This window comes from Funiculus sociatus GB2-C1 (assembly GCF_039962115.1).
Taxonomy (GTDB): domain Bacteria; phylum Cyanobacteriota; class Cyanobacteriia; order Cyanobacteriales; family FACHB-T130; genus Funiculus; species Funiculus sociatus.
Genome location: NZ_JAMPKJ010000004.1, coordinates 88,807 through 104,689, shown reverse-complemented (window position 1 = coordinate 104,689; position 15,883 = coordinate 88,807). Strand labels below are relative to the sequence as shown.

11 protein-coding genes are annotated in these 15,883 nt (G+C 46.9%); 9 read left to right on the top strand and 2 right to left on the bottom strand.

The window, feature by feature from the left end; genetic code table 11:
• The first annotated feature begins 45 nt into the window (after window positions 1-45).
• A complete protein-coding gene (locus tag NDI42_RS03595) occupies window positions 46-2,220 on the top strand; it encodes a WD40 repeat domain-containing protein (protein WP_190451387.1) in 2,175 nt (724 codons plus the stop codon).
• An 89-nt stretch (window positions 2,221-2,309) separates the two neighbouring features.
• Window positions 2,310-5,174 (top strand): COG1470 family protein, encoded by a 2,865-nt coding sequence (locus tag NDI42_RS03590; protein WP_199310954.1) that lies wholly within the window; start codon window positions 2,310-2,312, stop codon window positions 5,172-5,174.
• 259 nt (window positions 5,175-5,433) lie between these two features.
• Here NDI42_RS03590 and rbp read toward each other — a convergent pair whose 3' ends face one another.
• Window positions 5,434-5,739 (bottom strand): RNA-binding regulator, encoded by a 306-nt coding sequence (rbp, locus tag NDI42_RS03585; RefSeq protein ID WP_190427022.1) that lies wholly within the window; start codon window positions 5,737-5,739, stop codon window positions 5,434-5,436.
• A gap of 459 nt (window positions 5,740-6,198) precedes the next feature.
• Between rbp and NDI42_RS03580 the strand changes: the two genes are divergently transcribed.
• Window positions 6,199-7,452, top strand: coding sequence for an MFS transporter (locus NDI42_RS03580; RefSeq protein ID WP_190451386.1), 1,254 nt, complete (start codon window positions 6,199-6,201; stop codon window positions 7,450-7,452).
• An 83-nt stretch (window positions 7,453-7,535) separates the two neighbouring features.
• Here NDI42_RS03580 and NDI42_RS03575 read toward each other — a convergent pair whose 3' ends face one another.
• Window positions 7,536-10,292, bottom strand: a complete 2,757-nt coding sequence (locus tag NDI42_RS03575; RefSeq protein ID WP_488656606.1) for a putative bifunctional diguanylate cyclase/phosphodiesterase — start codon at window positions 10,290-10,292, stop codon at window positions 7,536-7,538.
• Between the two features lie 283 nt (window positions 10,293-10,575).
• Between NDI42_RS03575 and NDI42_RS03570 the strand changes: the two genes are divergently transcribed.
• The 6 genes from NDI42_RS03570 to coaBC all read left to right on the top strand — a co-directional run bounded on the left by NDI42_RS03570 (window position 10,576) and on the right by coaBC (window position 15,805).
• Window positions 10,576-10,722 (top strand): hypothetical protein, encoded by a 147-nt coding sequence (locus NDI42_RS03570; RefSeq protein ID WP_190451381.1) that lies wholly within the window; start codon window positions 10,576-10,578, stop codon window positions 10,720-10,722.
• A 109-nt stretch (window positions 10,723-10,831) separates the two neighbouring features.
• Window positions 10,832-12,676, top strand: a complete 1,845-nt coding sequence (gene ilvB, locus NDI42_RS03565) for a biosynthetic-type acetolactate synthase large subunit (RefSeq protein WP_431191427.1) — start codon at window positions 10,832-10,834, stop codon at window positions 12,674-12,676.
• Window positions 12,677-12,816: 140 nt separating this feature from the next.
• Window positions 12,817-13,476: a Crp/Fnr family transcriptional regulator gene (locus tag NDI42_RS03560; RefSeq protein ID WP_190427031.1), complete on the top strand. Its 660-nt coding sequence runs from the start codon at window positions 12,817-12,819 to the stop codon at window positions 13,474-13,476.
• 28 nt (window positions 13,477-13,504) lie between these two features.
• On the top strand, window positions 13,505-14,131 hold the full coding sequence (locus NDI42_RS03555) for a dienelactone hydrolase family protein (RefSeq protein ID WP_190451469.1): 627 nt from the start codon (window positions 13,505-13,507) through the stop codon (window positions 14,129-14,131).
• Between the two features lie 109 nt (window positions 14,132-14,240).
• Window positions 14,241-14,453: a protein IsiD gene (isiD, locus tag NDI42_RS03550; RefSeq protein WP_190444045.1), complete on the top strand. Its 213-nt coding sequence runs from the start codon at window positions 14,241-14,243 to the stop codon at window positions 14,451-14,453.
• An 80-nt stretch (window positions 14,454-14,533) separates the two neighbouring features.
• The gene (coaBC, locus tag NDI42_RS03545; protein ID WP_190451379.1) at window positions 14,534-15,805 is read left to right on the top strand and encodes a bifunctional phosphopantothenoylcysteine decarboxylase/phosphopantothenate--cysteine ligase CoaBC; all 1,272 of its coding nucleotides are present in this window, start codon (window positions 14,534-14,536) and stop codon (window positions 15,803-15,805) included.
• Window positions 15,806-15,883 lie beyond the last annotated feature (78 nt).

Genomic DNA, 15,883 nt, shown 5'->3' with positions numbered 1-15,883 from the left:
GGTAATTTCCCTGTGTTATTAGTCATTTATTACTAACAAAAAACTATGGCGAAGAGTCTTATTAGTGCAAGTATCTCCACACAGGTACTTAGATTAAAACCAGGAGGAAACACAGCTTCCTTTGAAGTAAGTGTTACTAATGAAAGCGATCAATTTGCTACTTTTCAAGTAGAGCTTCTAGCCGCTGGTACCGATGGTAACTTAGGTTCTCGCTGGTACAACCTTTCACCAGGAATAAGCGCTAAAAAACCGCCAGGAGATAGTACAAAGTTTTATGTAACTATTACCGATACACCTGTTCCAGGGTTTGTCGGCAAAATGAACATCACAGTACGCATTTTCTCCCTGGAACTGCGGGAGGAAGAAAGACAACTTTTGCGTCTGGCAGTTGAGCAGGGAATCGGCTCTATACCGATGCAGATGGAACTGCCAGTTCGAGAATTTAAAACTCATCCGACAGACCTGATAGAAATACCAGTCCGCGTTTATAATCCCAGTCAATCGCCCGCGAATGTTGTACTGCATTTTTTAGGTCTAGAACGCAGCTGGTTGATAGAGGGAACCGACCGAAAATTGCTAGTTCCTGCTGGCAGCAAAACAGAGACAATTTTCTTATGCCAATTACCCAGCGCCGGCCTCGCTCCTAGTGGAACATACCCTTTCACCATCGAATGCCAACAGGTAAACGGCCCCCCATCTAGTATCCAAGGGACGGTAATAGTTTGTCCTGGGGGGTTTATTGACTTCCTGTGTACCCCAGCTTTACATCAGATACCCGAATCCCCCAATTGGCGGCTTCTTAAAAACTGGAAATCGAACGCTGCAACTTATAAAATTCAATTCGACAATGCCAGCAATTTAACTCAGCAGGTGAGTGTTGAAGTCCACGCAGAAGAGCCGCGTGCCTTTAAGTTAGAGGTGATTCCTGAAAGTTCGCAAGTAGCTCCGGGTGAGACAACCGAGTTGTTGCTGGTGGCTAATAAGAAGCGGCGGCGCTGGTTGGGGATATTGCCGCAAAGATTTTTGTTTGAAGTCAAGGCTGTGGTGTCGGACGATAGATTGGATGTACGCAACGACACTCAAATCCTAAAATTGCGTGTTTTACCTGTTGTACCGATTTGGATGCAGTTAGTAGGCGGGTTTTTATTATTATTCCTGCTTTGGTGGCTCTCGTGGCTCAACCCTAGGAACCCATTTTGGGGTCACAAGGAAGCTGTTACTTCTGTGCAATTCAATGGAGTAGGCGAACAAATTGTCAGCGGTTCTAATGACCAAACTACGATTAAATGGCAAAGTGCAGGCTTTTTCAATCCATTAATCAACCAACAGCTGGGAGTCATTGGGAGAAACGAAAAGGGGGTGCGAACTGTTCGTTATAAACCTGTAGACAACGATCTGATGGCGGCAGGATTGGAAAATGGGGAAATAAAACTGTGGGATGTGTTGGGTAATGGGAGAAACCCGATAAGTTCTTTCTCCTACCAAAAAGATGACCGAGTTTTGGCTTTAGAGTTCTCGAAAGACTCGCGCTATCTGTTCAGTGGTCACGGTAGCGGCTTGGTGCTGGTGTGGGATGTGGAACGCAATAACATTAGCACGCCTAACAATCAACCTCTGCGGGGCAAGAAATTTGACTTTGCGGTGAATTCTTTAGCGCTGGTGGGGAAAGCAGGTAAAAACCTGATGATTGGCGGACGGTATAACCAATTGGTAGTGTGGAACTTAGAAAAAGACAAATGGGGGCGGGTGTCCTATCCCCGCAAAGGCGGTCAGGAAGATTACATTGTCAGCTTGGATAGTGCTGAATATAACCCTAATCTTTTGGTAACTGCTGATAACCAAGGCTACATTACCTTGTGGAATATGCAACAATGCCTTGCCGATAAGGGGCTTTGTGAGGTTTTAGATGAATGGTCTGATGGTCACGGTGGCAAACCAGTTCGTTCGGTGGCTCTGAGCGCTAATGGTTGCTACTTGGCAAGTGGCGGGGATGATGGAAAAGTGATGCTTTGGTATCTGACGGCTGAAGGTAAGCGCGATCCGCAATTCTCGAAAGGAAAAAAAATCGATCAGTCTTTGAAGGAGTCTGAAAAGATCAATAGTGTTGATATTAAGCAGACAGGGAAATATATTTTAGTGGCTAGTGGAAGCGATGATACAGAGGTGAAATTAGATCGTGTGGAGCGACAACGTAACGCGCAGTGTGGGAACCAGGAATAGGGATTGGGGGATTGAGGGATTGGGAATTGGGAATTGGGAATGCCTAGTCCCCTTCTCCCCAATCACTACTTTTTTGTAGAGGGGGTAACATGACGAGGCAGCACTTGAACCCTTCTGGGGCAGAGACGGGGAGACAAGAGCCAGAAGGCTCCGGCGGTCTAAATATGGTGGATATACTGACGCTGCCTGACGAGCAGCGGCAGGTTGTCCAATGGATGATGCGAAAAAAATCAGATGTCAGCTTGGCTGAGGTAGCAGAGCGCATTGACTCAAATCAGTCGGATGCGATCGCTATTATGGACGAGTTGGTAGATCAAGGCTTCGTGCAAGAAATGCAAATTGCAGGCGAGGCACGCTACCGGATTCGTCTTGCTGCCAAACGAAGAACCCAGCAGCAGACTATCCAACAGGCTTTGGCTCCTGGTAATCCTCTCTCTGTCATCCTCAATCCCAGTGGAGATTATGCCCTCGTAGCTGGGAGTAACTTCGATCTGTGCGTCACCGTAAGTAACAAGGGCAATCAGAGCGCCTTAATTGATATTTTTATCGATGAAGTATCCTATCCCCGCAACTGGTGTATTAATCCCCATGAGCGGCTGGCTTTGGGTGCCAACTCCACCAGCGAGGTTATATTTCAGTTTCAGGTGCCACTGGAGGCTAAACCCAGCACCTACAACTACCAGTTAGTGGTTGATGCGCCACTGCACTACCCAGAAGATACTCCGATTCGACACAACAGCCGACTTCAGGTTCTGCCGCCAGTTGAGGCTGCTATCCGAGTCAGCGACCCTACTTTCAGTCTTTCGCCACCTACTAGCTCTGCTGCACCTGCCCTTCTGCAACCCGGAGCGCTGTTGCAAGTCGCGGTGAGCATACATAACCGCTCTGACCGAGTAGACCGTTTTCGGCTGACGTGTCCAGAGCTGAATGAAAAATGGTATACCGTGCGCTATCCAGAGGGTTTAAATTCACCTGGATTAGTAACATCTGCCACTGCATTAGACCTTAACCCCGGAGAGAAGGGCGACATCCTGCTGTTTTTGAACCCGCCAATGGACGCTGTGGCGGGAACTTACTTTCCCACCGTGCGGCTATATTCTGCGAACAATCCAGACTTGGTGTTGCTGGATGTGGTGTACTTACAAATTCTCCCGACTTACCTGCTGACTGTAGAATTTCGCAGCTTGGTGGGCAAGGTGCGACGTTTAGCCGGACTGTATGAGGTTAGGTTGAACAATTCGGGTAACATCTCGCGGGAAGTAATTGTACGAGCTAAAAGTTTAGATGAGGAGGATGTGTGTAGTTACACAGTGTTGCCGACTATGCTGCGGATAGCGCCTTTTTCCTTAGCTACGGCGGAAATTAAGGTAAAACCGCTCAAGTGGTGGCGTCGCCCAATCTATGGAGGCGGACGGCTGATCAACTTCGGCGTTGAAATTGAAGATACGCAGCAGTTGCCTTTAATTAATGATGCGCCTCAGGGGACTTTGTATTGGGAGCCGCGTCCTTGGTGGCAGTTTTTGCTGGTGTTGCTCACTGTGTTGGGAACTGTCGCTGCGATCGCATTCCTCGTTTGGTTGCTATTCTTTAAGCCAAAGCCATCACCAAAAGTTATTGAATTCGGCTCTCAAGACAATTTCTATCAAGCCGCTGAAGGTGATTTTATCCGCCTCTCTTGGCAAATTCGCAACCCGCAACAACTAAACTCGCTAACCATCACTGGTCAATCACCTGATGGTACAGCTGCCCTTGAACCAATATCTTATGATTTCAGTCGAGGAGTCCCAGATCAGCTCAAGTCCTTCTGCGCTATTCGGCAGATACTAATCTGCAAAAATGTGCGTACAGATGCCCGCAAACCTGGTGACTATGTTTTTGAACTAAAAACATTTCCCAAAAATAATAAAGACATAGCATCTAATATTTTAAAAACTAACGTAATTAAAATCGAGCCGATAGCTCCTCCAAAAATTGTTGAGTTTTCCTCTAGCCTACCTGTCTACCAAGAAAGATTAGCAGTTCCACCAAATAACACCCCCAACGATAAAATTCTCCTCAACTGGAGAATTATCAACAGAGATCAAATTAAAGAATTGCAGCTAATCGGGCGATCGCCTGAAGGTGAAGTCACAAGTGTTTTGAAGCGTTATAACTTCAGCGAAGGCATTGCTGTAGGTTTGAAGAAATATTGTACTATCGAAGTTGGACTCTTATGCAAAAATGTACCTACAGATGCCCGTAAACCTGGAGACTACATTTTTGAACTCGCAGTAATTCCCAACAACGGACAAGAGGAACCATCAGATACAAAAAAAACTGATGCTATTAAAATTCAAGCTCAGCCCTCCAAAATTGTAGAATTTAAAATCAATAATCAAGAGGCTCTGGCGAAATATCTTGTTCCAATCAATAAGAACAGACCTGGGGGAATCTTTAGAATTTCTTGGAAAGTAGAAGGCGGCAAAGATATAAAAGTGCAACTGCTTCCCTCACCTGGAAACGTCCCGACTTCTGGTAGTCTCCCCTACACCATCAGCCAAAAACCCGGTAGCGAAACTCTTACCTTGCAAGTGACAAATGCTGCTGGCGAACAAATTAGTCGCTCAGTTACTATTGAAACCTTTGAGCCGCCGCCTCCTCCTCCAGCTCCTCCACCTTTAATTCCGGCTCCAGGCGCTAAAGGTTCAACCGCACCAACGTTAGTCCCAGCTCCACCCATTCCACCACCGCTACCGATTGCTCCACCCCCTGCTGCGAGTGCGCCAGCATCTGGGGATGCTAGTGCAGGATCTCCCCCTCCTCCTGCCCCTGGTGCCGCCGTCTCACCTGCCGCTCCGAATACCGCCGCATCACCCCCTGCTCCAGGTGCCGCCGCCTCACCTGCCCCTGGTTCCCCCTCACTAAGCGATCCTGATTCGCTTTCACCCTCTGAACTACCACCGCGTTCTGACTAATATTAAAATCCGGTGCAAGACACGAAGCCTCACACCGGATTTGATATTAATTAAAAAAAAGAAACCAAATCGAAAACTAACTAAGGTTGATAGTTACTTCTCCAATTTAGAGATAATAATCTGGTCGTTAAGGTTAATAGTGTGTCAAGAAAAAATCCACTGCCAAAATATTTATCCTGAGAAGATCCAAGGAGAGAGTTTAGCAGTGGAAGCGCCAATCTGCGGGAGACTAGCCGAGTTAAATTCTTAATTTCAAGATTTAGTAACGGCGAGAGAAGCCACCACTAGGCCTGCGGTTGCCACCGCCTGAGGGACCTCTGTCTTCACGAGGCTTGGCTTTGTTGACTTTTAAATCACGGCCCATCCACTCAGCTCCATCGAGAGCTTCAATGGCGGCAGTTTCTTCAGCGTCAGTTTCCATTTCTACGAAACCAAAGCCGCGTGGACGACCAGTTTCTCGGTCGGTAGGTAGTTGAACACGCTTAACAGTTCCATATTCAGCAAAAACTTGGCTGAGGTCTTCTTGCGTGACATCGTAGGATAGGTTGCCTACATAAATTGACATGGAGTATCTCACTTCATCAGATGGTGTAGAGACTTCGATTCGGAGAGATGCCTGTCAATGTAAGACAACAAACTCGCTCAGCCGAATTAAATTCCCAGTGACTAACTTAACATAGGATCGGGCTTCAGGTATTTATTGAAAAGTTAAAACAGCATGAAATTTGTCAAGGGCAGGATTGCGTAATTTAGGAAGTGACAAATATTGGTAAATTAATAAGAATTTATACATAAAGCAACAACGTCAGTTATATCCGGTTCCAACTGTTATAGATGCAATGCTTCCCAATGAGCTGTGCCAGCCGTGAAGGTGTCACGCACCATGTAGCATATGAACTTAGGCAAATGCTTGGCGAGTCTGTGAAATTTTTTAAATTAACCAAAAAGTGTCTACTAGAGTGGCACAATTTACCTTCTAGAGCGCAAACTAGGGTTGTAGATAAGAAGCTCCTGAACAATTGCTATGTTTCCATCTGACCCCCCTCCATCTGGGAGCGGATTTCACGCTCTGTTGAAGAACCGACCCTTTATGGTGCTGTGGGTTGGGCAGATATTGTCCCAAATAGCAGATAAGGTATTCTTCGTTTTGCTGATTGCTTTGCTGAGCGAATATGACTTCGCTCCTGAAATGGAAAATTCCATGCGATCAGCTCTGATGGTGGCTTTTACGCTACCCGCGATTCTGTTTGGCTCAGCTGCTGGCGTGTTTGTGGATCGCTTTCCTAAGAAGAAAGTTATGGTTGCTTCCGATCTGCTACGCTTTGGCTTGACAATATTAATTCCCTTGTTGCCACAGAAGTTTAGCATCTTGTTGGTAATTACGTTTTTGAGTTCTGCGGTAACGCAATTTTTTGCCCCAGCAGAACAGGCGGCTATTCCGTTAATGGTGCGGCGCGAAAATTTGATGACGGCTAATGCGCTGTTCACCACGACGATGATGGGTTCTTTGATTGTGGGGTTCGCTGTCGGGGAACCTATATTGAGTTTGGCTAGAAGTTTGGGTGGAGAAGCTAGTCAAGAATTTTTGGTTGGGGGATTCTACTTGTTGGCGGCGATTATTAGTATGTTCGTTCAGATCAAAGATACTACGCTTATCGATCGACAGGCAGCAATTAATCCGATAAGCGACTTGAAAGCGGGGTTGCGTTATCTGTGGCAAAACCGCCTGGTTAGGAATGCAATGTTCCAGCTGGTGATTTTGTATTCGGTGTTTGCGGCTTTAACGGTGCTGGCGATCGATCTTTCCGAGAAGCTGGGGCTGAAATCGGAACAGTTTGGCTTTCTGTTAGCATCTGCGGGAGTGGGGATGGTGTTAGGTGCGGGGATATTGGGACACTGGGGCGATCGCTTCCACCAAAAACCGTTACCGTTGTTTGGTTTTCTCAGTATGGCGTTTGTTTTGGGTGTGTTTAGCTTTACACACCGACTTTGGCTCGGTTTAGGACTGAGTGCTTTTTTGGGTTTGGGGGCATCTTTAATCGGCGTACCGATGCAAACTTTGATTCACCAGCAAACATCGGAATCGATGCGGGGCAAAGTTTTTGGGTTTCAGAATAATGTGGTTAATATTGCTCTAAGTTTGCCGTTAGCGATCGCAGGCCCTCTGACGGATAAATTTGGTCTGCGAGGCGTTCTCCTGGCAATGAGTATCGTTGTTAGTGTAGTGGGCATTTGGGCGTGGCAAAATACCCGCAATGTTTTGAAAGATGCGATTTAGGGATTGGGGATTGGGGATTGGGAGGACTCTTACCCAGCCCCTTGTTCCTAGTCCCTAGTCCCTAGTGCCTAGTCCCCAACCCCTCATCTAAAATCAATGAACTTTTCTGCTGCTGCGGCATTGAGTGGCTTAGAGAAAAGATATCCTTGCCCATGTTCGCAGCCAAGAAGTCGCAATGGCTCTAACTCAAGAGGCGTTTCTATTCCCTCGGCGACTACATCCATTCCTAAATTATGGGCAAGGGTTACAATTGTTTGAACAATCTGTAGAGGCAGTCTTGCCTGTCTGCTATTGCCGGATGTCCTCAGTCTACTGACGAAAGAGCGGTCAATTTTCAAGGTATTGATGGGAAAACGGTGCAGATAGCTCAAGGAAGAGTATCCAGTACCGAAGTCATCCAAGGATAGTTCAATCTGACGCGATCGCAGTTGCTCTAAACTAACAGTTGCAGCTTCCGCGTTTTCGATCAGAACGCTTTCAGTAATTTCCAGCTTCAAACAGCTTGCTTGCAAACCTGTTTCCTTGAGAATTTGGTCAATTTGCTCAACTAACTCTGGTTGCAGAAACTGTTTACCGGAAAGATTAACGCTGATAGTTAGGGATTTGCAACTATTGCCATTTGCCTGCTGCCATGTCCGCATCTGATGACAGGCTTCGCGCAGTATCCACCAGCCAAGCGGTACAATTAGACCAGTTTCTTCGGCAATGGGGATGAACTCGACTGGAGAAATTATGCCTTGTGTCGGGTGAATCCAGCGCACCAAAGCCTCGAAACCAGCGAGCTTACCCGTAGAGAGCAATATAATTGGCTGGTAGTGAAGCTGGAATTGGCAGTTGGTAGGATACGCATCTGGTCTGTCACTCAGTTGTTGATCGAGTGCTAATTGCTCAACTGCCCGTCGCAGATCCGTCTCCAGCTGCAAGCGAGCGATCGCTCTCTCATGCATTGTTGAGTCAAACACAACGTGGCACGCTTTACCTTCTCCCTTAGCGCGGTACATGGCGATATCAGCATCCCGAAGAAAGTCTTCTGGCTGATTGTATTCACTTCTAAGCAGAGGAGTGCTGAGTAATGTAGACACTTCGCCTTCCCAGAGGGTGGGCTGAGGGCTGAGTGAAGAGGAACTAGAGGAATGTTTAAGTATTGCGCCGCTATTTTCTAACTGGGTCTGTGCTTCGTATCCCTGCGCTACCACTCCTGAAGTTCTCAAGCCTCCTTGCATCGTCAGTTTTTTTACCCTAGCTCTATTTATGGCAATGCCAATGCTGGCGGAGGTGAATACTTCATGTCCATCCAGGTAAAATGGTGATGCTAGCGCCGAGTGAATTTGCTCAGCAAGATGGACGGCTTCACTGACATCTTGGATGTTGTCTTGGAGAATTGCAAACTCATCCCCGCCAAAACGTGCCACTGTATCAATCGGGCGCAGACACTCTTGCAGCCGTTGAGCAACCGCTTTTAGCAGTTGATCTCCCAGGAAGTGTCCCAAACAATCGTTCACAAGTTTGAAGCGATCCAAATCCAGAAATAGTACAGCGAATCGATAGTCCGGACGCTCCTTTGCAGTCTCAATTAAATCTTTCAGACGAGACATCAACAAAGCTCGATTAGGCAGGTTTGTGAGGCTGTCATAAAAGACATTCCGTCGCAGTTGTGCTTCTGCCCACTTTTGCTCAGTGATATCAGTGAAGGCTCCAATAAAGCTTTGCAATTGACCAGTTGCTGAGAACAGGGGCGCACAAGAGAAGGCGGTTGTGCGCTGGCAACCATTTTTCCCAATGATGTCCACTTCGTAGCTGGAGGGTTGTCCTTGCAGGCTTTTGCTGTGTTTGTTCGCCATTTTCTCTAGGCTTTCAGGGGTGAAGAAGTCGTGGAAGGTTTTGCCTACCAGTTCTCCCGCTTCCTCTATCTCCAGCAAGGAACACATTGTGGGATTGATGTAAATTGTGTAGCCATCTTCGCTAAGATGCCAGACTCCCACAGTGTTGTTTTCGGCAAGTGTCCGGTAGCGTTGTTCGCTTTCGCGCAATGCCTCTTCTGCCTGTACACGGTAGGTGATGTCTGTGGAAATGCCAATAATTCCAATCAATTCGCCTTTATCGTTATAAATTGGCGAGTCTGTCACCATTGCCGGGAAGGTACTACCGTCTCGGCGCTGCATCAAAAATTCTCCAGACCAACTTTCGCCAGTGCGGAGGCTGGATCTAATCTCAAGTGCTTGCGATCGCACACAGGGCGGTGCGATAATTTCCGCGATTTTACTACCTATTACCTCTGCTTCTGACCAGCCATAAAGCGTTTGTGCAAAACGGTTCCAATAAGTAATTGTTCCATCTAAATCGGTAGCAATTACTGCCTGCTGCACTGCATTCAACAGTCGCGCCTGAAAGCGGATTTTTGACTCTGCCTGCTGCCGCTCATTGATTTCCCTTTGTAGTTTGTGGTTTGCTACCTCTAGTTGTGCGGGACTAGGGAGAGCCAGCGCTTGCGGAATTAACGGTACTAGCTCCATCGCTGTATAAACGGAAACTCCTGCTGTTATCGCTTTCACAAATCCCGAAACCCAGTAATCCGGGTGCCATAACGTCCACACTTCTATCAAATGTCCGGTGCCGCAGGCAACAATAAAGGCACCGAACAGCAGGAATATCCAGTTAAATGGTATATCCCGACGCTGTTTAACGAAATATACTAGCATCAGGGGTATTGAATAATACGCTATCGCTATCAGTAAGTCGGAGGCTATATGCAGCGATACCAACCCAGGCTTCCAGAGATAGCAATGGCCGTGGGGGATAAATTGGATTAAAAATAAAGGTTTTGTGATATATTCCAGCATTGAGCTTATTTTCTGGTGTCATTCATTGCTGTTTCTAGAGCTGATAGCAATTCTCTTTGTCAAGGATGGTTTATCTGCTCTGTACATTTTGTAACATAACTTAGTATTTAGGGATTGTTCTTTTGTATACTGGGCAACTTAATATTTGTTGCTTCTACAAAAATTCAGCCGATTCGTGCAGATTATTCTAAGCAGAGACCTCATGTCTTCAGCTGAAATACTGACTTATTGGTTGTTTATGCAAGGTAGGAAGTAATGAAGTTAGGGAATTACCGATTACCTAATGTCTTCAGCTGAAATACTGAGTTTTTGGTTGTTTATGCAAGGTGGGAATTGGGAATTGGGGATTGGGAAAAAGTCTTACCCAGTCCCCAGCCCCCAACCCCCAACTTTGGGCGATCGCTCGACAGGAACTGATAGAAGGAATTAGACTTAAGAATTAACCCCCAAGTTTTCATCATTCATTAAATACAAAAGATACAAGAGTTAAGAAAAACCAGTTAGTTATAGTGAGAGGTCTACAAGTGCGATCGCAAAGCATCTCGGAAAAAGAAGCAACACGTCAAATGACCAACAACCGCCAAACAGGTGCATATGCCTTGATTGATAGCTTGATGCGTCACGGTGTAAAGCATATTTTTGGCTATCCAGGTGGTGCAATTCTGCCGATTTACGACGAGTTGTATCGGGCAGAAGCTAGAGGTGGTATTCAGCACATCTTGGTAAGACACGAGCAAGGTGCGTCACACGCCGCCGATGGCTATGCTCGTGCTACGGGGCAGGTGGGTGTCTGTTTTGCAACATCTGGCCCAGGGGCAACCAACTTGGTGACAGGTATTGCCACCGCTCACATGGACTCGATTCCAATGGTGGTGGTCACGGGTCAGGTGGCTCTAGCATCAATTGGCACCGATGCGTTTCAGGAAACAGATATCTACGGAATTACGCTGCCAATTGTAAAACACTCTTATGTAGTGCGCGATCAAAAAGATATGGCGCGGATTGTGGCAGAAGCGTTCCACATCGCCACAACGGGACGACCGGGGCCAGTTTTGATTGATGTGCCGAAAGATGTTGCATTAGGGCAATTCGACTATTATCCAGTAGAACCGAATTCAGTGAAGTTGCCGGGCTACCGTCCCACGGTGAAGGGAAATCCTCGTCAAATCAATGCGGCAGTAAATTTGATTCGGGAAGCACAACGTCCCTTATTGTATGTGGGAGGAGGCGCGATCTCAGCTGGCGCTCATCCAGAAATTCAACAACTAGCACAAAGTTTCCAAATCCCCGTCACCACAACCCTGATGGGCAAAGGTTCATTTGACGAAAACCATCCCCTAGCATTGGGAATGCTGGGGATGCACGGCACCGCCTACGCTAACTTTGCGGTGAGCGAGTGCGACTTGTTGATAGCAGTGGGAGCCAGGTTTGATGACCGCGTGACAGGCAAATTGGATGAGTTTGCCTCCCGCGCAAAAGTTATCCATATTGATATTGACCCCGCTGAAGTCGGGAAAAACCGCGCTCCGGAAGTGCCAATTGTGGGCGATGTGCGGAATGTCTTGATTGACTTGCTGCGCCGATGTCAGGAAACAGATACCGGGATGCCAATCCAGACGCAAGCATGGCTAGAACGGATTAATCGCTGGCGGGAAGACTATCCCCTAATTGTTCCCCAATATCCCGATAGTCTGGCACCGCAAGAAGTGATTGTGGAACTAACTCGTCAGGCTCCAGATGCCTACTACACCACAGACGTTGGACAACACCAAATGTGGTCGGCGCAATTCTTGAAGAATGGCCCGCGTAAGTGGATTTCTAGCGCTGGTTTAGGCACGATGGGTTTCGGGATGCCTGCGGCGATGGGTGTCAAGGTAGCTCTGCCAAATGATGAAGTCATCTGTATCAGCGGCGATGCCAGTTTCCAGATGAATTTACAGGAACTGGGAACGCTTGCACAACATCACATAAATGTCAAGACAGTAATTATCAATAATGGCTGGCAGGGGATGGTGCGCCAGTGGCAGGAAGCTTTCTATGGAGAGCGTTACTCGTCCTCGAATATGCAAGTGGGGATGCCAGATTTTGTGCTGCTGGCACAGGCTTTCGGGATTAAGGGGATGGTTGTTCGTAGTCGAGATGAATTGAAAGATGCGATCGCCGAAATGCTCGCCCACAACGGCCCAGTTCTCTTGGATGTCCAAGTCAAAAAGGACGAAAACTGTTACCCAATGGTAGCTCCCGGCAAGAGCAATGCTCAGATGATTGGCTTGCCAGAACTCCGTAAATTGGAAAAAGCTACAGAATTAATTTACTGTAGCGGCTGCGGTGCCAAAAACATCGCCAGCAACAAATTCTGTCCTGATTGCGGCACCAAAATTTAATAGCCAATAGCTAATGGCTAATTGTTTAAGAGCAATTAGCCATTAACTTAATCTCGTGATTACTTAATCTTTACCTTCAGGAGTTAGAGTGGGGCTGGCTATAATACGCCAGTTTTTCATAGCTGGAGATTCTTGCAGCCATGCCCCCATTTTCTTCTTCAGTTCTAGAAATAGACCAATACGACCCGAACGAAACCCGTCGGTTGCATTTTTACTCAAAAAATGAAGAAATTCCCCTAGTGCCGCAGGGTGTCTGGCAAGTAGATCGGGGATTGGTACAGATGAGTACAATTTGTGCTAACGGTGACGAAGTGCTGCTGGGTTGGGCAGCACCTTCCATGTTCTTTGGTCAGTGGGTATTTCAATCCCTGAAAGGAATTCATCCCTTAGCTCAACCAAACGCTGCAATAATATACCACGCCCTATCCGATGTTTACCTGAAGTGGTTTTCTATTCTAGAGATAGAAGCTTCTGGGCGTTTGGCTCAGATAATTTTGCCGCAAATGGTACGACGGATGCAACAGACAGAGGCGCTTTTAGCCATAGTAGGACATCGGCGTGTAGAGGATCGCTTGCATCGGCTACTACTGTTATTGAAACAGGAAGTCGGGCAACCTGTAGCTGGCGGAACTCGTCTATCTGTCCGCCTGACACATCAAAATATTGCCAGTGCTATCGGTACTACTAGAGTCACGATTACGCGACTGCTTAGCAAACTCCAGGGCCAAGGATGGATTAGCCTAGATTGCGATCGCCACATTATCCTAAAAGAAGAGAGCTTCGCTGGCATCTCGGATTGATCGGTCGCATTTTTTTAGGAGTAAGATTCTGTCTCTATCAGTAATTTCCGTTCCCCCATCTCAGGGACAGCAACCAGCTGGGTTAATTGTCGTTTTGCATGGCTTCGGTGGTAATGCCCAAGAGTTGGCATCTTTAACCCCGTTGTTGAATTTACCTTCTTATCAGTTTTTGGTTCCCGATGCTCCCTCTACTCATCCCCAAATGTCATCGGGGAGAGCTTGGTACTACTTCCAAGAGCAGCAGAACGGCTTAGAGCAAAGTAAGACGCAGCTGACTGACTGGCTGAAATCTCTTGAGAGTACCACTGGGGTTCCCCTGTCGCGCACAATTTTGATGGGTTTTTCTCAGGGTGGCGCAATGACGCTGGATGTGGGACTCAATTTGCCTTTGGCTGGTTTGGTGGTTCTAAGTGGGTATTTACATCCCATTTCTCAACCATCTAAACAAGGTTATCCACCAGTATTAATTGTGCATGGTACAAAAGATACCGTGGTGCCTCTGAGTGCTGCCCAGAAAGCGCGGGATGCTTTAACAGCACTGGGCGTATCCGTACAATATCATGAATTTAACATGGGACACGTAATTCTGCCGGAAGTATTAGGGGTTGTCCGAAATTTTGTGACAGCAAATACCCAATCGTCCTTGGTTTCTTAAACTTGAAGTTTTGTTGCCTCTGTCAATAATACGTAAGAGCGTTAAGATAAAATGGGATGTTTCATCTGTACAATGCAAATACAGGTGTAAGTTGAGGGAGGCGCGGTCAATGGCAACTGTTAGCATTTCCGAACGGGAAATTTCGGCTCTGACGATGACAGACGTGGAACAACTGGCTGTACGTTTGGAGCGAGATGATTACAACAATCCTTTTGAAGGGTTGGATGATTGGCATTTGCTGCGAGCGATCGCATTTCAGCGTCCAGAGTTAATTGAACCATACATCTACCTCTTGGATTTACAACCCTACGATGAAGCCTAACAATTTTAGATTTTAGATTGGGGTTGGATGGTCATCACAAAGATAATCGCCGTTAACGTCGTAGCTTTGTCTAATCCGAAATGGAATCACCCGACAATCCCAAATCTGATCCCCTGCTACCCCCCCTTGATAAGGGGAGTATCCAAAATCCAAAATTGTCAGATAGACGGGTTCTAATTGGTATAGGCGGCGGTATCGCCGCCTATAAAGTTTGTGAGGTTATTTCAACGCTTGCTAAGTCCGGGGTGGAAGTTCGAGCAATTCTCACTGATGCTGCTTGTCAATTTATCACGCCCTTGACGGTGGCAACCCTGTCTCGTCATCCTGCTTATACAGATGAGGACTTTTGGCAACCACACAAACGCCCCTTGCATATTGAGTTGGGGGAATGGGCAGAGGTTTTTGTTATTGCTCCCCTGACAGCTAATACTTTGGGTAAGTTGGCTTATGGGTTAGCTGACAACTTGCTCACCAATACCGTGTTAGCTTCCAGTTGTCCCGTGCTGTTGGCACCTGCAATGAATACGGATATGTGGGAACAGCTTTCGGTACAACGCAATTGGCAACAGTTGTTGACAGATAAACGTTACCACAGTGTGGGGCCTGGTGCCGGACTTTTGGCTTGCGATCGCGTTGGTGCTGGGCGGATGGCAGAACCGGCGGAAATTTTGCCGAATATAACATCATTATTGCACGCAAAAGGCAAGCGAGATTTAGCCGGGAAGCGAGTTTTAATTAGTGCTGGGGGAACACGAGAACATTTAGATCCGGTGCGCTTTATCGGAAATCCCTCTACTGGCAAAATGGGATTAGCATTGGCACAAGCTGCACTGCATCGAGGCGCAGGGGTGACGGTAGTTCGCGCACCCGCCGCTTGGGATGTACCATTGGGGGTGCAAGCGATTTCTGTCACCAGTGCAAAAGAGATGGAACAGGAAATGCGATCGCATTTTTCCAATGCCGATGTAATAATAATGTCGGCAGCTGTGGCGGATGTGAAACCAGCCGAGTATAGTGCAGAAAAATTGCCGAAGCGTTTACTTCCAACAAACTTACCCCTCGAACCTGTACCGGATATCGTCGCAGAATTGGCAACTCTTAAAAAGCCTCATCAAAAGTTAATTGGGTTTGCGGCTCAAACTGGAGATATCGTAACGCCAGCTTTGGAAAAGTTGCACAGGAAAAAATTAGATGCCATTGTTGCCAATCCTATCGATAAACCGGATAGTGGTTTTGGCAGCGACAACAATCAAGCTATATTTCTAGACAACCAAGGACACAAAGTAGAGATTGAGCCTTGTAGTAAATTACAAATGGCTCACTATTTGTTTGATTTTATTATTAGTTATTAGTCATCAAACCTTGTCAGGTTTCAACTTTTTAACCTAACAACAAAGACAGGACAACCTTCCTTTTTCATCCCCCATCAA